The organism is Nonomuraea sp. NPDC052265 (genome assembly GCF_044547985.1).
GTDB lineage: Bacteria > Actinomycetota > Actinomycetes > Streptosporangiales > Streptosporangiaceae > Nonomuraea.
The window spans coordinates 22,764-42,719 of record NZ_JBIUBJ010000035.1 but is presented as its reverse complement, the minus strand read 5'-3'; the positions used below and the strand labels follow the sequence as shown (position 1 = coordinate 42,719).

The 19,956-nt window shown below is 68.7% G+C and carries 23 protein-coding genes; 14 read left to right on the top strand and 9 right to left on the bottom strand.

Annotated features, from left to right (window positions below):
• Positions 1-252: 252 nt before the first annotated feature.
• The 3 genes from ACIHAD_RS46115 (at position 253) to ACIHAD_RS46105 (ending at position 3,431) form a co-directional block, all read left to right on the top strand.
• Positions 253-1,398 carry a sensor histidine kinase gene (locus ACIHAD_RS46115; protein WP_397361197.1) on the top strand — a complete coding sequence of 382 codons (1,146 nt, stop codon included), beginning with the start codon at positions 253-255 and terminating at the stop codon, positions 1,396-1,398.
• Between the two features lie 43 nt (positions 1,399-1,441).
• Positions 1,442-2,080 (top strand): response regulator, encoded by a 639-nt coding sequence (locus ACIHAD_RS46110; protein ID WP_397361196.1) that lies wholly within the window; start codon positions 1,442-1,444, stop codon positions 2,078-2,080.
• A 124-nt stretch (positions 2,081-2,204) separates the two neighbouring features.
• The gene (locus ACIHAD_RS46105; RefSeq protein ID WP_397361195.1) at positions 2,205-3,431 is read left to right on the top strand and encodes an alpha/beta hydrolase family protein; all 1,227 of its coding nucleotides are present in this window, start codon (positions 2,205-2,207) and stop codon (positions 3,429-3,431) included.
• Here the strand turns inward: ACIHAD_RS46105 and ACIHAD_RS46100 are convergent.
• The 6 genes from ACIHAD_RS46100 to ACIHAD_RS46075 all read right to left on the bottom strand — a co-directional run bounded on the left by ACIHAD_RS46100 (position 3,428) and on the right by ACIHAD_RS46075 (position 8,326).
• A complete protein-coding gene (locus tag ACIHAD_RS46100; RefSeq protein WP_397361194.1) occupies positions 3,428-3,721 on the bottom strand; it encodes a hypothetical protein in 294 nt (97 codons plus the stop codon). The genes ACIHAD_RS46105 and ACIHAD_RS46100 overlap by 4 nt on opposite strands.
• Positions 3,722-3,859: 138 nt before the next feature.
• Entirely contained in the window at positions 3,860-4,942 is a 1,083-nt protein-coding gene (locus ACIHAD_RS46095; RefSeq protein WP_397361193.1) for a tyrosine-type recombinase/integrase, read from the bottom strand.
• A 134-nt stretch (positions 4,943-5,076) separates the two neighbouring features.
• On the bottom strand, positions 5,077-5,742 hold the full coding sequence (locus ACIHAD_RS46090) for a response regulator (RefSeq protein WP_397361192.1): 666 nt from the start codon (positions 5,740-5,742) through the stop codon (positions 5,077-5,079).
• Positions 5,739-6,887, bottom strand: a complete 1,149-nt coding sequence (locus ACIHAD_RS46085) for a sensor histidine kinase (RefSeq protein ID WP_397361191.1) — start codon at positions 6,885-6,887, stop codon at positions 5,739-5,741. The genes ACIHAD_RS46090 and ACIHAD_RS46085 overlap by 4 nt, the downstream gene beginning before the upstream one ends.
• A gap of 185 nt (positions 6,888-7,072) precedes the next feature.
• Entirely contained in the window at positions 7,073-7,495 is a 423-nt protein-coding gene (locus ACIHAD_RS46080) for a hypothetical protein (protein ID WP_397361190.1), read from the bottom strand.
• Positions 7,496-7,873: 378 nt separating this feature from the next.
• Positions 7,874-8,326, bottom strand: coding sequence for a Tn3 family transposase (locus tag ACIHAD_RS46075; RefSeq protein WP_397361189.1), 453 nt, complete (start codon positions 8,324-8,326; stop codon positions 7,874-7,876).
• Positions 8,327-8,682: 356 nt separating this feature from the next.
• On the opposite strand from ACIHAD_RS46075, the gene ACIHAD_RS46070 reads away from it, so the two are divergent.
• Positions 8,683-9,432, top strand: coding sequence for a hypothetical protein (locus ACIHAD_RS46070; protein ID WP_397361188.1), 750 nt, complete (start codon positions 8,683-8,685; stop codon positions 9,430-9,432).
• A gap of 52 nt (positions 9,433-9,484) precedes the next feature.
• Here ACIHAD_RS46070 and ACIHAD_RS46065 read toward each other — a convergent pair whose 3' ends face one another.
• Positions 9,485-9,874, bottom strand: coding sequence for a hypothetical protein (locus ACIHAD_RS46065; protein ID WP_397361187.1), 390 nt, complete (start codon positions 9,872-9,874; stop codon positions 9,485-9,487).
• 166 nt (positions 9,875-10,040) lie between these two features.
• Between ACIHAD_RS46065 and ACIHAD_RS46060 the strand changes: the two genes are divergently transcribed.
• Complete coding sequence (locus tag ACIHAD_RS46060) at positions 10,041-10,457, top strand: hypothetical protein (RefSeq protein ID WP_397361186.1); 417 nt, start codon at positions 10,041-10,043, stop codon at positions 10,455-10,457.
• A 134-nt stretch (positions 10,458-10,591) separates the two neighbouring features.
• Positions 10,592-10,891 carry a hypothetical protein gene (locus tag ACIHAD_RS46055; protein WP_397361185.1) on the top strand — a complete coding sequence of 100 codons (300 nt, stop codon included), beginning with the start codon at positions 10,592-10,594 and terminating at the stop codon, positions 10,889-10,891.
• A 215-nt stretch (positions 10,892-11,106) separates the two neighbouring features.
• Here ACIHAD_RS46055 and ACIHAD_RS46050 read toward each other — a convergent pair whose 3' ends face one another.
• Positions 11,107-11,406 (bottom strand): hypothetical protein, encoded by a 300-nt coding sequence (locus ACIHAD_RS46050; RefSeq protein ID WP_397361184.1) that lies wholly within the window; start codon positions 11,404-11,406, stop codon positions 11,107-11,109.
• Between the two features lie 337 nt (positions 11,407-11,743).
• On the opposite strand from ACIHAD_RS46050, the gene ACIHAD_RS46045 reads away from it, so the two are divergent.
• The 5 genes from ACIHAD_RS46045 to ACIHAD_RS46025 all read left to right on the top strand — a co-directional run bounded on the left by ACIHAD_RS46045 (position 11,744) and on the right by ACIHAD_RS46025 (position 14,261).
• A complete protein-coding gene (locus tag ACIHAD_RS46045; protein ID WP_397361183.1) occupies positions 11,744-12,307 on the top strand; it encodes a recombinase family protein in 564 nt (187 codons plus the stop codon).
• A 115-nt stretch (positions 12,308-12,422) separates the two neighbouring features.
• Entirely contained in the window at positions 12,423-12,590 is a 168-nt protein-coding gene (locus ACIHAD_RS46040; protein WP_397361182.1) for a hypothetical protein, read from the top strand.
• A 36-nt stretch (positions 12,591-12,626) separates the two neighbouring features.
• The gene (locus tag ACIHAD_RS46035) at positions 12,627-12,902 is read left to right on the top strand and encodes a hypothetical protein (RefSeq protein WP_397361181.1); all 276 of its coding nucleotides are present in this window, start codon (positions 12,627-12,629) and stop codon (positions 12,900-12,902) included.
• Entirely contained in the window at positions 12,892-13,392 is a 501-nt protein-coding gene (locus tag ACIHAD_RS46030; RefSeq protein ID WP_397361180.1) for a SigE family RNA polymerase sigma factor, read from the top strand. Before ACIHAD_RS46035 ends, ACIHAD_RS46030 begins: the two co-directional genes overlap by 11 nt.
• Positions 13,389-14,261: a PASTA domain-containing protein gene (locus tag ACIHAD_RS46025; protein WP_397361179.1), complete on the top strand. Its 873-nt coding sequence runs from the start codon at positions 13,389-13,391 to the stop codon at positions 14,259-14,261. The genes ACIHAD_RS46030 and ACIHAD_RS46025 overlap by 4 nt, the downstream gene beginning before the upstream one ends.
• 160 nt (positions 14,262-14,421) lie before the next feature.
• Here the strand turns inward: ACIHAD_RS46025 and ACIHAD_RS46020 are convergent, their stop codons facing one another.
• Positions 14,422-15,630, bottom strand: a complete 1,209-nt coding sequence (locus ACIHAD_RS46020) for an MFS transporter (RefSeq protein ID WP_397361178.1) — start codon at positions 15,628-15,630, stop codon at positions 14,422-14,424.
• A gap of 580 nt (positions 15,631-16,210) precedes the next feature.
• Between ACIHAD_RS46020 and ACIHAD_RS46015 the strand changes: the two genes are divergently transcribed.
• The 3 genes from ACIHAD_RS46015 (at position 16,211) to ACIHAD_RS46005 (ending at position 19,474) form a co-directional block, all read left to right on the top strand.
• Positions 16,211-16,951: a hypothetical protein gene (locus tag ACIHAD_RS46015; RefSeq protein ID WP_397361177.1), complete on the top strand. Its 741-nt coding sequence runs from the start codon at positions 16,211-16,213 to the stop codon at positions 16,949-16,951.
• A 110-nt stretch (positions 16,952-17,061) separates the two neighbouring features.
• The gene (locus ACIHAD_RS46010; protein WP_397361176.1) at positions 17,062-17,538 is read left to right on the top strand and encodes a hypothetical protein; all 477 of its coding nucleotides are present in this window, start codon (positions 17,062-17,064) and stop codon (positions 17,536-17,538) included.
• 256 nt (positions 17,539-17,794) lie between these two features.
• Entirely contained in the window at positions 17,795-19,474 is a 1,680-nt protein-coding gene (locus ACIHAD_RS46005; RefSeq protein WP_397361175.1) for a protein kinase, read from the top strand.
• Positions 19,475-19,956 lie beyond the last annotated feature (482 nt).

Below are 19,956 nucleotides of genomic sequence, written 5' to 3'. Positions count from 1 at the left end.
CCCAACCAGTGCATCCTGGTCGGTAAGGACGCTCTGTGGCGACCTCTTTGCGCCGTGCTCCGGCTATCCCCACAAGCGGACGTCAGGGGCTGGCTGGGGGCGGTCGTCTGGCCCCGCCCTCGGGTGCGACCTGTTTAGCTCCTTCGCTCGGCCGGCTTTCCTGAGCGGCCAGATGACGAATATGACGGTCGGAGTTGAGCATGCGACCCTTGGACCGTGCACGTCACGCCGCATGTCGAACCACATCCGCCAATGATCAGGCGAATCCGGCCGGGGCACTGGCTGGCGCTGGATCGGCTCGCCGCGATCGGCTACGCCTTCTCGGCCTTCCTGCTGCTGGCCAACGAGGTCCGTGGGGCCGAGAGGTTCACGGTCGTCCCCCTGGGTGTCGTCGTGACGGCGCTGCCGATCGCGCTGCGCCGTCAGCGGCCGGTCGTCGCGTTCGGGATCGCCTTGGCCGGACTGGTCGCGGCGGAGCTGGTCGAGCCCAGGACGATCATCTTGGGGATACTGTCCGTGGCCTACGCCCTGTACGCGGTGGCGGCCCTCTGCCGCCCGCGCACCGCCTTCGTCGCACTCGGGATGGCGCTGACCGCCGCCGCGGCGACCGGGATTCCCGGCTACCCGCGCATAGGTGGTGCCCCGGTGATCTCCGTGCTGCTGTTCACCACCGTCTGGACCGTCGGCTACGCCGTGGGCATGCATCGCCGCCACCTCGGGGAGTTGCTGCGCAATCAGGCCAGGCTGGCCAAGCAGAGCGTGACCGACGAGCGGATGCGCATCGCCCGTGAACTGCACGACGTCGTCGCGCACGGCATGAGCGTGGTCACCGTACAGGCGGGATTCGGCGCCCTGGTGATCGACGACGACCCGCAGGAGGCGCGGGCCGCGCTCACGGCCATCGAGACCACGGGACGCCAGAGCCTGGCCGAGATGCGGCGGCTGCTGGGTGTGCTCCGCGAGGAGGAGCGCAGCGAAGGACCCGAGCTGGCGCCCGCCTCCGGGCTGGCCGATCTCGACCCGCTCGTGGAGCAGACCGCCAGGGCGGGGGTGCGGGTGGAGCTCACCGTCACCGGGGAGCCGCGCGCGCTGCCCCCCGGAATCGACCTGTCGGCGTACCGGATCGTGCAGGAGGCGCTGACCAACGTGGTGAAGCACGCCGCCACCGGCTCCGCCAGGGTGGCCCTGTGCTACGACCCGGACGAGCTGTCCATCGAGGTCGCCGACGACGGCCTCGGCTGCCGGAAGGCCGACGGGCCGTCCCTCGGACACGGCCTGATCGGCATGCGTGAGCGCGCGCACCTGTGCGGCGGCACCTTCCACGCGACGCCCCTGCCCGAAGGCGGTTTCCGTGTCACTGCCACCCTCCCCACCCCCTCCACGGAGCACCCTGCATGAACCTCGCCCAGACCTCCGCCCTCGCCGTACCCGAGCGCGCGGCATGACCGTCCGCGTGGTGGTCGCCGACGACCAGACCCTCGTACGGGCAGGGTTGTGCGGCATCGTGAACACGGCCCGGGACCTGACCGTCGTCGGCGCGGCCGGCACCGGGCTGGAGGCCGTCAAGGTGGTCCGCGCGCAGGCGCCGGATGTCGTGCTCATGGACATCCGGATGCCCGGCATGGACGGCCTGGAGGCCACCCGCCTGATCACCTCGTCCGGTGAAACGAAAGTGCTCATCCTCACCACGTTCGACCTGGACGACTATGTGTACGCGGCGCTGCGCGGCGGGGCCAGCGGGTTCCTGCTCAAGGACACCCCCGCCAGGGACCTGCTGACGGCGATCAGGGTCGTCTCGGCGGGCGACGCGCTGCTCTCCCCCAGCGTGACGCGGCGGTTGATCAGGGAGTTCGCCGGATGGGACCGGCCTGAGCAGTTGGAGGGCATCACCACACGCGAGCGGGAGGTGCTCACGTTGGTCGCCGAGGGCCTGTCCAACGGCGAGATCGCCGAGCGGCTGCACATCGGGCCGGGTACGGCCAAGACCCATGTCAGGCACCTGCTGACCAAGCTGAACGCCCGCGACCGCGTGCACCTGGTGATCATCGCCTACCGCAGCGGGCTGGTCTCCGTCCGCTGAACCCGATATCAGCCGGAAGGTGTAGCCCGAAGGCGCGAAATGAGCCCGGGGGTAGACGATCTCGGCCGGAGCAGGTCATTAGCTTCGGAGCACTCCCACTTCCAAAGATCTGAAGGAGTGCGTTTTGATCTCCCCTCGAGTGGTGTGCACCGCCGCCCTGCTGGCCGTCGCGTCGCTGGCCATACCGACCGCCGTTCAGGCCAAGACCCAGACCAGAACACAGGCTCAGGCACCGGGCCAGGCACAGGCGCCGCGCCAGGCCGCTCCCCCGCCCCAGCTGACCCTGCCGGCGCCGACCGGGCCCTCCCCTCTCGGCACGGTGTCCTTGCATCTGGTCGACCGTGCAAGGAAGGACCCTTTCGCGGGCGCCGGCCGCGACCGCGAGCTGATGATCAGCCTGACCTACCCGGCCAGGAAGGTCGCCGCGTACCCGGTCGCGCCCTGGCTGCCGCCCAAGGCCGCGGCCGAGTACCTGCGCCAGGAGGGCCTGCCTCCGGGGGCCATCCTGCTGCCGAAGACCCACGGGCACGAGGGCGCCCCTGTCGACCGGCGCGGAGGGCGGATGCCCGTGGTGCTGTACTCCCCGGGCAACGACTCCTTCCGCTCGGCCAACACTACGGTGGTCGAGGAACTGGCCAGCCGGGGATACGTGGTGGCCACGATCGACCACACCTATGACGGCCTGGTGGAGTTCCCCGACGGCCGGGTGGTGCCCCCGGCTCAGGACGGCGGCAAGACCGGCAAAGTGATCTACGAGCAGCGCATCACCGACACCCGCTTCGTCCTGGACCAGTTGGCGGTGCTCAACCGCGGCGGCAACCCCGACGCCGAGCACCGCAAGCTCCCCACGGGGCTGCGCGGTCTGCTCGACCTGAACCGGGTTGGCATGTTCGGCTACTCGGCCGGCGGGCCGACGGTCGCGTCGGCCATGTTCGAGGACCGGCGGATCAAGGCGGGGCTCGCCATGGACGGCCCGGTGGCGGGCCCGGTCGTCACCGCCGGGCTGGACCGGCCGTACATGCTGATGACCGCCACCAAGGCCGTCCGCACCCGCATACTCGACCTGGCCACGTTCTGGTCGAACCTGAAGGGCTGGAAGCTCAACATCACGACCGAAGGGGTCGAGCACGTCTCCTACGGCGATCTGGAGATGATCGCCCCGCAGGTGGCGCCACTGCTGAAGTGGACGCCCGCCCAGCTCGCCGAACAGATCGGCACGCTCGCCCCCGCGCGCGGCGAGGCCGTCCAGCGGGCCTACCCGCTGGCCTTCTTCGACCGGCACCTGCGTGGCAGGGGCCACCTGCTGGACGGCCCGTCGCCGAGGTTCCCCGAGGTCGCCTTCATTCCCTAGTCAAGTAGCTCCAGTTCGTCGTCTTCGTCGTCGTGGGCGGCGTTGAGGGCCAGAGCTGCGCGCAGCCAGCCCAGCTCGTCGGGGTAGAGCGCCACGGTGGTCCAGCGCCGGGCCGCGGCTCCCTCGGGCAGGTCGTCGTCGCCCTCGTAGGCGCCAGGCAGTTTCACCGCGATCCAGACCTCCTCACCGAGGAGTTTCGCGGCCTCGCGCAGCCGTACCACGGTGGGGTCGGTGGTGAGGCTGTGGGCGGGGTCGAGGTCGTCGAGGTCGACGCCGTAGTCACTGTCCATGTCCGGGGTTGAGGAACCTGCGGACAGCCATTGGCGGTACCCATCAGTAACTTAACTGGTGGCCTCAGCAGGGTCGTCGTGTGGTCCGGGGATCCTGTTCGGCCTCGTTGTAGTCCTGGGGAAACTGACGGCGGGAGTTCAGCGAGCGCCACGGTGGGTTCGTCGTCGAGGGCGGCGGTGACGGAAGGCCGTTTCCAGGTCGCTTGCGCCGACGACGCCGAGGTGTCCGCGCAGGAGCTCGCTCGGTACTCTGACGACCTGCTCAAGGCCGGCTATCGCGTCGAGCCCGACTCTGACGTTGATGACGTGCTGCTGGTGCGGGAGGCCGGCTGATTCGCATGCGCGCCAGCTGGTGGAGTGGAGGTCAGCGGGGGCGGCGACGCTGGATGGGGTCGGCTTCGGCGGTGATGCGGGCGGAGGTCTCTCCGCCGAGTCGCACGTAGTGGCCGAGGCTGGCCAGGTGCTGGTAGCGGCTCTTGGCTTGCAGCTCGGGCGTGCTGCGCCCTGCCTGGGCGAGATGTTGTAGCGCCGAGTGCCGTTGGTGGGGTCCATGTCGCCGTCCGCCGGCACTTTGGGGCCGGAGGTGGGAGCGCGCCGGTCGGCCAGGAACACCGGCCCGCTCGTGCGGCCGGCCAGCAGTCGGGGCAGCAGCCGGGCCGTGGGGGTGGCCCAGTGCACGTACTCGATCGCGCCGCCCTTGGAGGTGACGCGGGCACGGCGGAACTCGGGGTCGAGGTCTTCGATGTTCAGGGTGAGGATCTCCTCGGCGCGGGCGGCCGTCTCATACAGCAGCCGCCAGAGCACGCGCTTGCGCAGGGCGTGCGGATCGTCGGTGAACAGCGTCTCCAGTCGGGCACGAGGGATGGAGCGGTCGCCGCGGCGGGCGCTCTTGCGGCGCTCCAGCCGCCGGGCCGGGTTGGTGGCGAGGATCTCCTGGCGCTGGGCCCAGGTGGTGAAGGACGTGAGCGCGGAGAGATGCCGGTTCCACGTCGCGGCCGTGGCCGCCGTCCAACGCTCCATCGCCGCGGCGTAGTGCTCGGGCTGGAGGGCGGCGGCCGGGAACTGGACGCCGGTGACGGCGAGCAGGCGCCTGAGAGTCTCGGCGTAGCCGGCGCGGGTCGTGGCCGCGGTGATGGAGTCGAGGAAGCGGTCGACCGCTGTCGCGGTCGTCGGGCCGACCGGGGCTGGGTCGGGCTGGCCGAGAAACGCGACGACGGACAAGCCGGCACCTCCTACACCGACGTACACATAACGTTACCGAGTCGCACCCGGCGCGGCGGATGCCGAGCTGGGCGGACACGATCAGCAACTAGTCTCTGTGACAGATGATTCATATTCTGTGTCACACAGCGATGTCACGCGCCGGGCCGTATCAGGCCGCTCTCGTAGGCCAGGATGACCAACTGGACCCTGTCGCGCACGTTCAGCTTGGCGATGGCCCTGGTGATGTGGGTCTTGGCAGTGAGCGGACTGATGACGAGGCGCTCGGCGATCTCGTTGTTGGAGAGTCCGAGCGCCACAAGCTTGACCGTCTCCAGTTCCCGGGAGGTGAGGGCGGCCAGCCGCTGCCCAGCGCTGGGCGTGAGGTCCTGCCGGTGGGCGAACTGCTCGATGACGCGCCGCGTCACGCCCGGCGATAGGAGCGCATCTCCGCCGGCGACGGCGGCGACCGCCCGGCGAAGTTCGGCGGGTTCGACCTCTTTGGTGAGGAAGCCGCTGGCTCCGGCGCGTAGGGCGGCGAAGACGTGTTCGTCGGTGTCGAACGTGGTGAGGATGATGACGCGACAGCCCAGAGTGGTCGGGTTGGTGACGATGCGGCGTGTGGCGGTGATCCCATCGGTGCCCGGCATGCGGATGTCCATGAGGATCACATCAGGGTGGGTGCTCGCGGCCAGCCGTACGGCTTCGTCGCCGTCCTGGGCTTCGCCGACGACCGCGATGTCCCGGGAGCGGGCCAGCAGGCTGCGGAAGCCGGCTCGTACGAGTGCCTGGTCGTCGGCGAGGAGCACCTTGATCGTCATGCCGTCGAGCCTGCCACAGGGATGTCGGCCCGCACGGCGAAGCCGCCGCCGGGGACAGGTCCTGCGGTGAGCGTGCCCCCGAGTGCGCTCACCCGCTCGCGCATGCCGGCCAGACCATGGCCTTCAGCGACATCGGCGCCGCCTGGGACGCTGCGGCCGTTGTCTGTGATCTCGACGGTGATGGAGCGAGGCTGGTAGACGATCGTCACCTCGGTCTTGCTCGCCCCCGCGTGCTTGAGCGTGTTGGCGAGGGACTCCTGTACGACGCGGTAAATGGCGATGGCGGGAATGGCGGGGACGGCCGCGCGGTCGCCGTGCTCGTCGAGGGTCACCTCGAGTCCGGCCGTGCGGGCGTCGGCGATGAGAGTGTCCAAGGAGGCCAGATCCGCCTGGGGTGCAGTGTCGCCGGGATTGTCACGCAAGATCGTGATGAGGGAGCGGAGGTCGGTCATCGCCCGGTACCTGACGTCCTTCGCCAGGCGTAGCGCGGCGGCGGCCGCTGCCGGGTCCTCCTCCAGAGCGTCGGCGGCGACATTGAGCTGCACGCCGACGACGGCCAGCGTGTGGGCGATGACGTCGTGAACCTCGTGCGAGACGCGCAGCCGTTCTTCGGCAGCGTGCGCACGGCTGTCGGTTTCGCGCAGCCGCTCGCGCCAGCGCATCACGGCGGCGTAGGTGAGGCCCGCGGCGATGAGGATCGCCAGGAGCAGTCCTTCCCCCGCGACGTGGATCAGGTAGAGGGTCGGGTTCCTGTCCAGGATCCAGCGGGCGTCGACCGCGGAGTAGAGCAGTTGGGCCAGGCCGATGGCGGTCACCCAGCGCACGCGTGGTGTGGTGGCGGCGGTGAAGTAGGCGACCGCGGCCAGCCAGATCCAACCGGCGGGAGACCAATGTCCGGTGAGGTGATAGACGAAGATCCCGCCGATCGACAGCAGCAGCACGGTCATCGGCCAGCGGTGTCTGACCAGCAGGAGCGCTCCGAGAAGCAGACCGAGAGGGATCGGGCCCTGCCACGGGTTATGCACCCCGGTGGCGAGGGCTACGGCGACGAAGAAGACCAGAGTGAGGGCAGCGAGCGTAATATCGGTGATCCGGGCAAAGTGTCGGACATGAGCGGGTTCGCGTCGTGGGGACGGCTCGGCCATGCGCAGGCCCTTTCTCGAGGGGCGACGGGTGTAACGCCGGGCCGGGGCGTACCGGACGGCGTCGCCCAGGTGGTCACATGGGCGAGGCCGTCGGCATGTTCGGCTTCCGTAGTCGCGTGGACCGGCGGGCTCAAGGACTGCGGAAGCTCTGGATCTGTTTACCAGCCCGGGTGGGCAGGTTCGGATCAGACGTGGGTGACCAGAAGGGTCACGCCTGCCTCGCCGCCACAGTCGACGAGAACAGGACCGACGCCGTTGCCGATCTTGGGCGCGAGGGCCGCCTTGGCCACGAATCCCTTCGGGTTGTCCTCAACGATGCGGATGTTCTGTAGCACCGGGTGCTCCCTGTCGAGCCCGGCAAGCACGGCCTTGAGCCCTTTGCCGCCGCCGCAGTGACCGGTGATCGTCACCTCCTGGCCTCGCTTGGTGGTGGGATTGGGGCTGACCTGAACCACCGCCCTGGCGCCCTTCGGCGGCTTCGGCGCGGCCATCGCAGCGGTGGCCTCGCTGGCCGTGCCGGCCTGGGCACCAGCTGGCGCGCCGGCCAATCCCAGCAAACCGGCCGTCAGGCTCAGCCCGGCGATCGCAGTGGTCACTTTCTTGCTCATGGCGATTCCTCCAGTTGTCATCCGGCTATCTCGACGAGAAACGCTAGGCCGGGGCGCAGCGGGAGCGCGTCGTCCGTTGAACGTCACTTGACCTTGCACCGTTCGCTGTACGCATTACACCGAAGGGAGTAGGCATCAGGCCTCTACCAACTGCATGAGGCCGAGACTGTCAGGGCTTCATGACCGAGGATCCGCTCGCGGTCCAGCGCCAGCCCAATATCCTGATCGGCATCGACGACGGGCGCGTGTCCTCGCACTCGGGAATTGGCCCTCCTGTCTCGGCGGGTCACGTCACCGTCACATCCGCGGTCGCCGGGCGCAGCGGTCTCCAGCCACCGCCGTCCAGCTTGGCCAGCTCCGCCTCCACGTCCACGGTGATCACGCCGAAGAAGTTGACGTTCTCGCTGTGCGCCGGGGAGATGTGGGCCAGCACTCGGTGATGAGGTCTTCGTTCCGGCGGGTGCTCAGCAGGGGGCCGGCGTGCGGGTAGCGCTTGACCGTGTCCGTGGGCGTCTCGTCCCGGATCAGGGTGATCTTGCCGAGGTCGCGGATGCGCGGGGAGAGCAGCTTGCCCACCAGGTCGAACAGGGCAAAGTTGATTAAGGTGACACCGTGGGTATCGGTCGCGTGTTCGAACAGCGGTAGGTCGGTGGCATTGCCCAGGAAGTCGTCCAGCACGAAGTGTGCCTCGCGGGCGTTCGGCACGATGATTTTCGTGCCGAAGGTGGAGTGCTGGTCGGACACGTGCGTGTAGGAAGACAGCACCTGGCCGCTCCGGAGGCCAAACCGCAGAGCCTCGCGCCGTTGCGCGCGGCGCGACTGCGTGGCCATTGCAGAATTGAGGTCGGTACTCAGGTGGAAGCCGCAGTGAAGTGTCCTGACATGTCGCGCGCTGCACGTCTTACCGCCCATAGTGCCGTCTCCACATCCCTGGCCTTATGCAGTGACCGCGCCCTGAGCGAACTCGTGGACACGGCTGTGCCGCTCGGATCCGGCATCGGCGGGAAGTCGGCACTGCTGGAGATCGCCCGAACGCCGGTCTTCGTGAAGCGGTTGCCTCTCACCGATCTGGAGAGGCAACCGGAGCATGTCCGGTCCACGGCGAATCTGTTCGATCTGCCTGCCTTCTGTCATTACGGCGTCGGCGCCATCGGCGGGCCGGGCTGGGGGTCTGGAGGGAGCTCGCCGTGCACACCATGACGACGAACTGGGTGCTCGCGGCCGAACATGAGGGCTTCCCCCTGATGTACCACTGGCGGGTGCTGCCGGACTCGACGCCCCTGCCCGAAGAACTGGCCGACATCGACCGGGCAGTCGCCTACTGGGGCGGCGGATCGCAGATACGCCGCCGGATCCAGGCTTTTCAGCAGTCCTCGGCGAGCGTCGCGCTCTTCCTGGAGTACATCCCGCAGAACCTGCACCAGTGGCTGAGCGCCGAGGTCGAAGCAGGCGACCAAGCCACCAACCGAGCCTGCGCCATGGTGGAGAGGGAACTGGCAGCCAGCATCTCGTTCATGAACAACCGCGGGCTCCTGCACTTCGACGCGCACTTCGAGAACATCCTGACCGATGGCCAGCGCCTCTACTTCGCCGACTACGGCCTGGCGATCTCCTCCAGGTTCAAGCTGTCGCAGGACGAGGCCAACTTCTTCGGCCGGCATCAGACCTACGACCGCTGCTATTCGGCCAAGTATCGGGTGGACTGGCTGGTCACCGCTCTGTACGGACTGCAGCGAGGGGACGCGGAGGGCCGCTACAAGCGGATACGTGCCTATGCGGAGGGCGAGCGCCCCACAGGAATCCCGGAGGAGGCCGCGGCGATCATTGCCCGCCACGCGCCGATCGCCGCTGTGATGTCCGACTTCTACCGCACGTTCCAGCGCCAAAGCAGGCAGGCCCCATACCCGCTGGAAAAGATTCGCCAACTTGGCGGGTGATTGACGCGTTACAAGTGAGGATCTTTCATCCGTAAGCGCGCCTTGATCCTTCTCAGCGCCAACGGCTGTCCGCCGGTTCCTCGACCCCCATGTCGTGGGCGCACACCAGTCCGGCGGTGCACACCACCGCCAGCGCCGGGCGCTGCTGAGCCGGGGTGCGGGTGCCCTCCAGCAGGTTGGCGTAGGCCTCGAACGCGGTTTGGGGGTGCATGGCCAGCACTTCGCCCAGGGCCCACCAGTCCAGCCCGGCGGCCAGCGCGTCACACACGACACTGTGTTGCAGGTGGCCGCCCTCAGCGCGTAGGCGGGCGGCTGCGGTGGCGGCCCGGGTGAAGTCGCCGGCCCTGGCCGCTGCCACAGCGGCGGCCAGGGCGCCGGTGAAGGAGGTGCCGTGCTGCTCGCGGAACGCTTCGGTGTAGACGCCGGTGTGGGGGCGGGTCATCGTGGCTGTCCCTCGTCGGTCGTGGTGGGCGGACGTTCGGGGTCATCATCGCTGCCTACGGCCGGTGGCGTGCTCGCGCCGAGCGCCAGCCGGTTGTTCATGTTCAACCGCACCTCACCGTAGGGGGCGATGTTGCTCCAAAACGGCCGTCTTCTAGACGGCCAGCATGGAGCGCGGTGAGGACGATGGCGCGTGCGACCACTTCAACGCGCTGACCGACGCTGAATGGGCCGGACTCCAGTCATCAGCGAACCGGACGGCAGTCCACAACCGGGACCCGGTGTACGTATGCGAACTGGAGCCCCAGCATCCAGGCCCGCACATGGCCCTGGCACAGGTCTGGGCCGGCGGCGACGACGTCTGGCTCTGCTGGGACCGCGCCCTGCGCAAGCTGGTCACCCTGCCGCACTGCCCCGCCGAGACCGGCCCCGTTGACGAGCCGGACGAATGCCTGCTGTTCGCTGACCACCCCGGAGCGCACACCTTCGAGCGAGCCGTCGCCATCGAGGGAATCCGTCGGGAGGCATCTCCCGAGATCCTGGCCAGGATGGAGGCCCTGCTGCAGGGCGCCGAGACGCCGTGACTCCGGCTGGACGCGCGCGGCGATCTTCCTCGTCCGCGGTCGGATTTGTGGAACCCCCTGCCTGAGCGGGTCTAGGGCATGTCTCAAAGTCCGCCTCCGGGAGGGCATGGCGGGAGTCTCTAGTGTGACTGTGCATGGGAATCAGCGTGATGGTGTGGACCTTCTCCGGCGACGTGGAGGGCCAATCGCTGCACCCGGCGATCAACGCGCTTTGTGACCGCGCCTTGGGCCTGGGGCTACCGATGCTCGGCTACGTCGATCCCTACGACGACACCATTTTCAACCGGTCGCAGATGCGGAAAGTAGTGCCTGAGCTGCAACAGCTTGTGGGTCCAGCGCCTGAGGATGAACGGCAGGCGGCCGAAGAGATCATTGATCTCTGTCAGTTGATCGAACGCAAGCCTCATAGATATCTACTCTTCAACGGAGACTAACCACCCGACTTCGAGACACGTCCTAGGCCCTAGAGACCTGGTCAATGCGCATTTTCGGCTCCAAGGCAGCCTCTAGATCTAGAGGGGCCGGCCTCTAGATCTAGAACTTCAGCCTGGAGTGCCGCATCGCGCCGGTGCCGCCCGTGTCGCAGGACGCCCCCGGCTGACGCACTGGCTCCGCGGTCCCCATGGCCTCGCATGGGGCCTGGCTGGAGTCAGACGGTGCTGGCCAGCCAGCCGATGGTCTCGCGGGCGTGGAGTCCGTCGCTCTTGACGGCGCCGGCGAGCACCTCGTTGAGGCGGATCCGGAAACCTTGCGGGGTCACGTCGGCGATCCTGAGGCCGGGGGTCTCTGGGCCGTTGAAGGTTTGCACGAACGGGATGACGATCACGCGTGACCCGGCGGGGAACGGGGTCGGGAACGTCACGTGGGTGAAGGTGGAGGTGTCGCCGCCGGTCGTGGCCACGGGGTGGGTCGACTCCAGGTCGAGGATGCCGGTCTGGATCATGCTCATGCAGAGGCTCCTTCTCGGGGTGAGAGATGAGGCGGCGGGTTGCGCGCCATGTGATCAAATCCCGACGCCTGCCACTGAACGTACACAACCAAGTACACGCAGTGATATAGCGTGGTAGTGAGTGCTGCCTGCCACCGCTATCTGCCGCGCCTTCCAGGGTCGTGCGGAGCGTTCATCTAACGACCGTTTGCCGAACGCGCGCCGGAAGCCCCGCCGGACGGGGGTCGTCGGGCGCCGTGTCCGGTTCAGGCGTTCATTTTGCCGTTCATTTTCCGCCGGAACCTGTTACTTTTCAGATTCTTCGCGCACGACGTTTGATGAACGGAAGGCGGCCCCCATGGCGCTCATCGGCCTGGTCCGAGTCAGCACCGACAAGCAGAAGACCCAACGCCAGCACGACGCCCTCGACCCGATCTGCCTGAAGGTGTTCGAGGAGAAGATCAGCGGCAAGCTCGCCACCGACGACCGGCCCGCACTGCTGGAGGCGCTCTCCTACCTGCGCGACGGGGACATGCTGACCGTCCAGGAGGTCGACCGGCTCGGCCGCAACCTCCTGGAAGGGCTCATCGTCCTCAACGACTTGTTCCAGCGCGGCGTCGCGGTCAAGGTGCTGGAGGGCATCGCGGCCGGCGAGCACACCGAGCGCTCCCTGATCCTCGACCTGGCCCTGGCCCTGTCGGAGGACCGGCGCCGCGACATCGTCCGCAAGACCAAGAACGGCCTGGAGGCGGCCCGCCGCCGCGGCCGGGTCGGCGGCCGCCCCCGGGTGGTCGACGACGACAAGCGCGCCGCGATTCTCGCCCGCCGCGAGCGCGGGGAGTCCATCCGTGCCATCGCCGCCGGCGTGAAGGTCTCCGTCGGCGTCGTCCACAAGACCCTCACGGACGCCAAGGACGCGTAGGCCGCTCCGGGGCGGCATGGGCCTGACCAGCCGGACACCCCACGAGACGCCAGGCCGAGGAAGGGCCTCGGCCCGCGGACAGCAGAGGAGGCCCGCAGGTGGACAGTGAGAGAACATGGATCGCGTCGCCGTGGCGCTGCTGCGCAAGCTCAAGCCCGAGATCCAGACCGAGTTCCTGAACAGCGACGAGTTCCAGCAGCTTCCGGACGTGGACCGTCAGTGCCTGTACGAGCTCGACGCCGCGCTGTCGGAAGCCGAACGCCAGCGGTCCCGTCAGCGCTGACCAACCCCCGCCGCGGCGCTGCGGGGCGAGCCGCTGATGGCCCCGCTCGACCAGCCGGGCGTCGGCCCCCACCTGGCGCCGTGTGGCCCGCTGCTCCTGGACGGCCGTCAGATCCCGCCGTCGCCCGCCCCCGAGCTGGGCGAGCACACCGACGAGGTGCTGGCTGACCTGCTGTCCCTGTCGCCGCCGGAGCTGGCGTCCCTGCGCGGACGGCGTCGTCGCCTGACCACGACTCTTCGGGAAGGCACTCAACCTCCGGGCGGGCTCGCGCGTTGGGGAGGGCGAAAGGGGACCTTCACTGATGACAGATGACGACGAGGCTGCCTTCGACGACTTCCTCGCCACGAGAAGCACCTCGTTGCTGCGTACCGCGATCCTGGTGTGCGGGGCGACGCGGCGCGACGCCGAGGACCTGGTCCAGCACGCGCTGGAGAAGGTCTACCGGAACTGGCCTCGGATCAGGCAGGACAACCCCGAGGCGTACGCGAGGAAGGTCGTCGTGAACGCGGCGATCAGCAGGGCGAGGCGGCGCAGGGTCGTCCAGGAGATCATGTTCGCCCGGCCGCCCGAGACCGCCGCCGACTCTCCCGACCTCGACCTGCGCGACACGCTCATCGGCGAGCTGCGCAGGCTGCCGCCCAGGATGCGCGCCGTGCTCGTCCTGCGCTACTGGGAGGACCAGTCCGAGCAGGCCACCGCGGCCCTGCTCGGCTGCTCGGTCGGAACGGTCAAGAGCCAGGCCGCGCGTGGGCTCGCCAGGATCCGCCAGAACATGGATGTCGCAAGGGAAGTGACGAGATGACGATCGAGGACGACCTCGCCGACGCCATGGCGGCGCACGTCGCCGAGGTTCAGGCCGGGCCCGGCCTGGGCAGCGCCGTACGCCGGGGGCACCGCGCCCGCGTGACGAGGCTCCGCGTGGCGGGGGCGGCGATCGTCACGGCGGCCGTGGCCGTGACCGTGCCGGTGATGCTGATTCCCGGCGAACCCGCCGGCATCGGCCAGAACCGCGTCGTGATGCGCAACGACGTGACCGTGCCCGACGTGACGGGCCGGCGTGCCACCGAGGCGGCGCAGGCGCTCCACGACGCCGGGCTGAAGGCCGCGCTCGACGGGATGCGGAGCGACAACGGCCTGGTGGGCACGCAGGAGCCGGCCGCCGGCAAGGTCGTCGCGTGGGGCAGTACGGTCACGCTCCACGTCCAGTTGCCGCCCGCGCCGACGCCGCAGGCCCTGGGGGACCTCGGCGACGGGCGGGAGTTCGGCGGCATCCGGCTCACTTATCTGCCGGACGGGCTCGAATGGGGCGAATGGTCGAAGGACGATGTGGTCGGTCCCGGCAAGAGCTACACCACCGGCTACCGGAAGCCGGGCCTCCAGCAGGGCGACTACGCAGTCCAGGTGATCGTGGCCCATGGCGCGTCCGCGGACGCGCTGTACGACTTCCGGCCGGAGCCGCAGGCCGAGACGGTGGACCTCGGCGGCAGGTCGGCGCGGCTGTCCAAGGACGGCGACTCGGGGGCCGCCGGCGGCCCGGTCACGCCCTCGGTCACCTGGAAGGTCCGCAAGGACTTGGCCGTCAAGGTGTTCATCGGCCCCGAGTACGCCAAGGAGATCGACGCCATGAGTGAGCTGAGGAAGATCGCGAAAGGCGTCCGCCTGGTCCGGTGACGCGCGGCGGCCGATCCTGGCCGCCCTGGTGATCGACGACGTCGAGTCGACCGCGTCTTCACGTAGGGCGGCTCACCTGTATCGGACCGCCGGATGGCGATAGGTCTGCTGGCGTCGGCCCGCTACCGCCACTGGCCGATTGGTTGCTGCTCAGGGGCCTTCACCTGCGAGGCAACAGTATGACGGCGGCGCACATCACGCCCGCGGCGGTGAAGAGCGACGTGCGCGTGTCGGTCCAGGTCGCCATGAGGCCACCGAGGAGGATGAACAGGGGCTGGATGACCGTCGTGGCGAACGCCCACAATGTGGCCACGCGAGCCATGAGACGATCAGGGGTCTGCAACTGCCGATAGCCGGCCATGGTGGAGTTCGCCGCACCGGCGAACAGCAGGACCATGCCGAACCCGAAGCCGCACATCAGCAGTCCGAGCGTGCCGGGGAACGCCGCTGGAATAAGGAAGTACCAGGGGCCGCGCAGCAGGCTGGCCCACCACAGCGCGCGCACGGCTCCCAGCCGGGCCACCAATTTCGGCGCGAGTCTGGCGCCGAAGAACCCGCCCAGCGATGGCACTCCCATCAGCAGCCCGTACTGCCAGGCGTCGAAGTGCAGGTCGCGCAGATAGAACACGGCACTCACCGAGGCTGCCATCGAACTGGCGCCGGCGAAGGCCACCCAGCTGATCAGAATCGGCCGGAGTGTCGGATGCCCCCAGGCGAATCGCCATCCGGCAAACAGCTCCGCACGCCACGACGAGTGCTCGTCACGCACGGGCGGAGCCGGCTCCGGAGTGCGCAGGGTCCTGACCGTTAAGGCGCTGACCAGGAAAGACAGGGCGTCGATGACCAGGGAGCCGACTGCGGTAAGAAAGCCGATGAGAGCGCCGCCCAGCGACGGACCGGCCGAGATGCCGAGCCAGCGCGTCGACTCCAGTCGGCTGTTGGCTTCGATCAGCTGTTGCGCTGAGACTAGCGCCTTGAGGTGGGCCTGTGCGGCGGCGGCGAACGCGATCTGGCACGCGGCGTTGACCACGGCGATCACACCCAGCTGCGCGAAGGTCAACAGGCCCAGGAACGCCGCGATCGGAACACTCGCCAGGCAGGCGAACCTGATGAGGTCAGCCGTGATCATGATCGGGCGTTTGCGCCTGAACTCGACGTGACCGCCAAGAGGGAACGCCAGCAGCGCGGTGGTGATCGCGGTCAGCGCCGATAGCAGCGCGACCTGGAACGTTGAGGCCCCGACAACGGTGACGGCGATAACGGGCAGGGCCACCATGCCGACGGCCGATCCGAGTTGGCTGATGGCCAGACCTGTCCAGAGCCGCCGGAAGTCCGTATGTCCTCGGACGCTGATTTGGGGGGAAGTCACTTTGCCTCATTATGCCGCGACGATCTGCTCTAACCTCAGAGCGCCTGCGGCACGGCACGGGGGTTCCTTCGCTACACCGAGGGGCCGGTACGGCGTCAAGCTGCAGGCGCCACGAAAACGCCAGTCGCCCCGCGGTCCCGGCCCCCCGCAGCGTGCTGTGAGCACCGGTCAACGTACCTTACGTGCCCGACAAGATCACATCGCTCTGACCTGCGAGAAGGCACCAATAACCCAAGATAACCATCGCTGCCCGAGGACGAGCGCCTGGTCCTCGACGGCCTGCGGGCGCTCGCGGCCGAAGGCGCGCCGCTGGCGGTCCGCATGGCCACGCCGGACCCGGAGGTGGTCGAGGCGCGGGCGCACGCCGCAGACAAGGGCGTTCGCCCGCAGTGGGACAGGTGGGCGTCGGCGCAGGCCGCTGTCGACGGCTACGTACTGCGCGAGACCCCGTACGGGCCGAACCGCTCCGGCTACACCCCGACCAGCCGGGCCCCCGGGTGCCGGTGCCGGTGCGCGCGGCCGACGGCACCGTGACCATGGTGGCCATGCCCGAGTGGGCGCGGCTGCACACCGACGGCCGGTGGATCTGGGCGCACACCGGCTGGCCCGTGGAGGCGCCCGGGGCGAGCGCGATCGTGAACTGCCGAACTGCGGCCAGGCCGACATCGACGCCTGGTATGCCGGCGCCTACACCGCCCGCCGGCGCACGCACGCCTTCTTGAGATGGGCCATGCGCGCCAAGCTCATGTCCCGGATGCCCCTTCCGCACCAGTCCACCACCAACCCCGCGCCCATCAGCCAGCACCAGCGCCTGGCCGTGCTCCGCCGCCTCCTCACCGACGAGGAGATCCCCCTGCTCACCCGGGTCGCGGCCACCTTGGTGCTGCTCTACTCCCAGCCACTGACCCGGATCTTGCGCCTGACCATTGACGACGTCCGCCATCACAACGGCCAGGTCAGCCTTTGCCTCGGCGATCCACCGACGCCACTGCCAGAGCCGTTCGCCGAGTTGCTACTTCGCCATCTTGACCAGCGTCTCAACCTGACCACGGCCACCAACCAGAACTCTCGCTGGCTCTTCCCCGGCCGCCGCGGCGGACAGCCCATGACGCCCGACGCCATCGAACGACGCCTTCGCGATCACCAGATCCCCATACTCAGCGGCAGGACCGCCGCGCTTCGCCAACTCGTCCTCCAGGCGCCGGCTGCGGTGATCGCCCGGATGCTCGGCTACAGCGACGAACAGACCAGCCGCGTCGCGACCGAAGCCGGAAGTCCCTGGAGCCGATACGCCCCAGTCGACGAACACCCCCACGCCTGACCACAGCGACATGGAATGAGCATCATGACGACCCTTCCCGGGCCACGCTCGGCGGCCGAGATTCGCACCTACCTCAAGACCATCTCAACCAGGCGCTTCGCCGGCCCGGCATGTTCGGCGGCGAGACAGCCCTGCGCCTCCTGTTCGATCACCTGGCCTACGCCGAACACCAGGAGACGGAGTGGGCGCAGGCATTGCAGTCCCTGGAAGTGCGGGGCGCCTTCAACTCCCTCGGCGTGACCGGAGCGCTCGCCACCGTCCTGCCTCATCCCTGCGACGACGGCGTCGCCTCGATCTACGCCGAGCTCGCCTACGATGCCGGGTGGCTACAGGCCGACAGAACCCTGACAAGCGAAGATCATGCGTCCCTGCGCCGCAAACTCACCGCTTGGGCTGCCCACGACCGCACCCTCACCGACGTGCAAGAGGAGTTCGGCCAACCTTTCATTCTTCTCGGCGGCACCAACCCCTGCTTCGGCAAGACACTCGCCTACCTGACCGAACAGGTGACGGAACCGATCATCTTCTTTCACCTCTGGAACGGGGGCCCCCGACGAAACCGAGATGATTTGGCGCTCCATCTATGACGAACCCGTCCTCTTGGCCGTCCCCTTCGGCAGGGAAGCGTTCAAGGACACCTTCACCTTCACACCGGAAGGAAGCAGACGCCGTCCGGCCTGACGTCCCGTGGCCTCGCTCATCCGCTGGCTACTACACCCTGTGACCATTGCAGGTTCGGAGGGCGCGAACACGCGACACTTGATTACGCGAGGTCGCCAGTTTGACACCTCTTTTGGAATCATCGACACCGACCGGCGATGATCTCGACGAGAATGAGTCACCATGACCGACCCCCTACGCGACGGCGACCCGGTCCACATCGGCTCCTACCGGCTGCACGCAAGGCTCGGTGGGGGCGGGATGGGAGAGGTGTTCCTGGGCCGCTCTCCGGGCGGGCGCCTGGTCGCCGTCAAAGTGGTGCGCCCGGAGCTGGCCGGCAACAGCGACTTCCGGCGCCGCTTCGCTTCCGAGGTGGACGCCGCCCGCAAGGTCGGCGGGTTCTACACCGCCCAGGTCGTGGACGCCGACACCGACGCCGTCCGGCCGTGGCTGGCCACCGCCTACATCCCCGGTCCCTCCCTGCACCAAGCCGTCGACGAGCACGGGCCGCTCCCTGTGGAGTCGGCCGCGGTGCTCGGCGCCGGGCTGGCCGAAGGACTCGCCGCCGTGCACGCCTGCGGGATGGTGCACCGCGACCTCAAACCCGGCAACGTCATCCTTGCTGAGGACGGGCCTCGCCTGATCGACTTCGGCATCGCCCGCGCCCTGGACGCCACCAGCCACACCCAGACCTCCACCGTGCTGGGCACCGCCGCGTTCATGTCCCCCGAACAGGCCATGGGCCGGGAGGTCGGGCCGCCCTCGGACGTGTTCTCGCTCGGCTGCATGCTCGCCTTCACCGTGACCGGCCGCAGCCCCTTCGGGACGGGGCCCGTCCACGCGGTCGTCTTCCGCGTGGTGCACGCCGAGCCCGATCTTCAGGGAGTGCCCGCCCCCCTGGCCGCTCTGGTGGCGGCCTGCCTGGCCAAGGACCCCGCCGCCCGGCCCAGCCTGGAGCAGGTGCTGACCCGGCTCACCATGCTCGCTTCGCCCGACCAGGGGCGGTGGCTGCCTGAGGCGCTCACCCAGGTCATCGCCGACCGCCGGACCCTGGCGCTGACAGCTCTTCACGACCCGGCCACCGCGACCGACGGTGGCGGCCCCCAAACGATGGCACCACCACCGTCCGGCCACGCGAATCCGCCGGGGGCACCCCAGCCCTTGCTGGTCAACGAACGCCGCCATATGCGCGGCCGTGAGCCCCTGCACTCCGCCACCGGCTACCAGATCGCCGCCATTGTGCTGCTTGCCCTCCTCACCCTGATCTCCGTGAGCACAGTGGTGTACCAGCTCGATTTTGCCGACGACGCGAGACGGTGGCACCCGGTGGAGAGCAACGACGAAATTGAGATGGTCGGCAAAATCATGTTGGCGGCCCAGGTCGTCTCCGGCGTGGGATTGACCACGTGCTGGCTGCTCTGGTTCTTCCGGGTACGAGTCGTCGCCGAACGGCTCGCGCCCGGCCGGCTGCGCTACCGCCCCTCCATGGCCGTATTCGGCTGGTTCATCCCGATCGCCAACCTGTGGCTGCCCAAGCAGATCGCCGACGACATCTGGCACGCCTCCAGCCCCCCTGGACGCAGCGGCACGACAGCCCCGGCCGGTCTGCTGCACACATGGTGGGCCCTGTGGCTGGTCACTTTCCTGACCTGGCCCCTCTTCTGGATCGAGTGGACGACACTCCTCACCAAGGACTACGACTCCGAGACGTACGAGGACACCCTTGGCCTGAGGTACGAATTCACGTGGGCGACCTGGGCCAGCGTGGCCGTGCACATGCTGGTCGTACCGACGGCGATCGTCACCGCCCTGTTCGTGCGGCGGCTGGGCGCCATGCAAGCGGCCAGACTCGACAGCAGCTGACGACCGAGCCCCGGCACGTCGGCTGTCGAGCGTCCCGAATCGAAGGCTCTAGGGGGCGAGGCTCTCTCCGTGCGCGGCTCCCCCGCCAGGACCGGGGGTTCCCGGACTTTCCCGACAGGTCCACGCGCGCGGCGCGGGGAGGAGTTTGGTCGCTCGCCGGCAGCTGCCGGCCGCCGTGGCGTAAGTCGTCCAGGGCGACCGACGCTCTCGGAGCCCGGTGTGAGCCGTGTATGAGTCACATCTACGCAGCTCATACCCACAGACACAGCGTTCCCGCCCTTTGGACGCGGGGACACCGGGTTTCCCGGACTTTCCGGCCCGGTCTACGCGCGTGCGCGCACGTAGGTTCGGGTGCTTCCGGCAGCGGCCTTCCCTGCTTCCGGAAGCACCCCCGCTAGCACCCCAAAACATGCCCTGAACAGGCCGGTAGCAGGTAGCAGCACCAGACGGAGGGCAACCCGGAACCCGGCTCGGTGTCAACG

Coding starts and splice junctions, on each gene's coding strand:
- ACIHAD_RS46115 (WP_397361197.1), top strand. CDS start 253: ATGATCAGGCGAATCCGGCCGGGGCACTGGCTGGCGCTGGATCGGCTC.
- ACIHAD_RS46110 (WP_397361196.1), top strand. CDS start 1,442: ATGACCGTCCGCGTGGTGGTCGCCGACGACCAGACCCTCGTACGGGCA.
- ACIHAD_RS46100 (WP_397361194.1), bottom strand. CDS start 3,721: ATGGACAGTGACTACGGCGTCGACCTCGACGACCTCGACCCCGCCCAC.
- ACIHAD_RS46090 (WP_397361192.1), bottom strand. CDS start 5,742: ATGACGATCAAGGTGCTCCTCGCCGACGACCAGGCACTCGTACGAGCC.
- ACIHAD_RS46085 (WP_397361191.1), bottom strand. CDS start 6,887: ATGGCCGAGCCGTCCCCACGACGCGAACCCGCTCATGTCCGACACTTT.
- ACIHAD_RS46080 (WP_397361190.1), bottom strand. CDS start 7,495: ATGAGCAAGAAAGTGACCACTGCGATCGCCGGGCTGAGCCTGACGGCC.
- ACIHAD_RS46075 (WP_397361189.1), bottom strand. CDS start 8,326: ATGGCCACGCAGTCGCGCCGCGCGCAACGGCGCGAGGCTCTGCGGTTT.
- ACIHAD_RS46065 (WP_397361187.1), bottom strand. CDS start 9,874: ATGACCCGCCCCCACACCGGCGTCTACACCGAAGCGTTCCGCGAGCAG.
- ACIHAD_RS46060 (WP_397361186.1), top strand. CDS start 10,041: ATGGAGCGCGGTGAGGACGATGGCGCGTGCGACCACTTCAACGCGCTG.
- ACIHAD_RS46055 (WP_397361185.1), top strand. CDS start 10,592: ATGGGAATCAGCGTGATGGTGTGGACCTTCTCCGGCGACGTGGAGGGC.
- ACIHAD_RS46050 (WP_397361184.1), bottom strand. CDS start 11,406: ATGAGCATGATCCAGACCGGCATCCTCGACCTGGAGTCGACCCACCCC.
- ACIHAD_RS46045 (WP_397361183.1), top strand. CDS start 11,744: ATGGCGCTCATCGGCCTGGTCCGAGTCAGCACCGACAAGCAGAAGACC.
- ACIHAD_RS46040 (WP_397361182.1), top strand. CDS start 12,423: ATGGATCGCGTCGCCGTGGCGCTGCTGCGCAAGCTCAAGCCCGAGATC.
- ACIHAD_RS46035 (WP_397361181.1), top strand. CDS start 12,627: ATGGCCCCGCTCGACCAGCCGGGCGTCGGCCCCCACCTGGCGCCGTGT.
- ACIHAD_RS46030 (WP_397361180.1), top strand. CDS start 12,892: ATGACAGATGACGACGAGGCTGCCTTCGACGACTTCCTCGCCACGAGA.
- ACIHAD_RS46025 (WP_397361179.1), top strand. CDS start 13,389: ATGACGATCGAGGACGACCTCGCCGACGCCATGGCGGCGCACGTCGCC.
- ACIHAD_RS46010 (WP_397361176.1), top strand. CDS start 17,062: ATGTTCGGCGGCGAGACAGCCCTGCGCCTCCTGTTCGATCACCTGGCC.
- ACIHAD_RS46005 (WP_397361175.1), top strand. CDS start 17,795: ATGACCGACCCCCTACGCGACGGCGACCCGGTCCACATCGGCTCCTAC.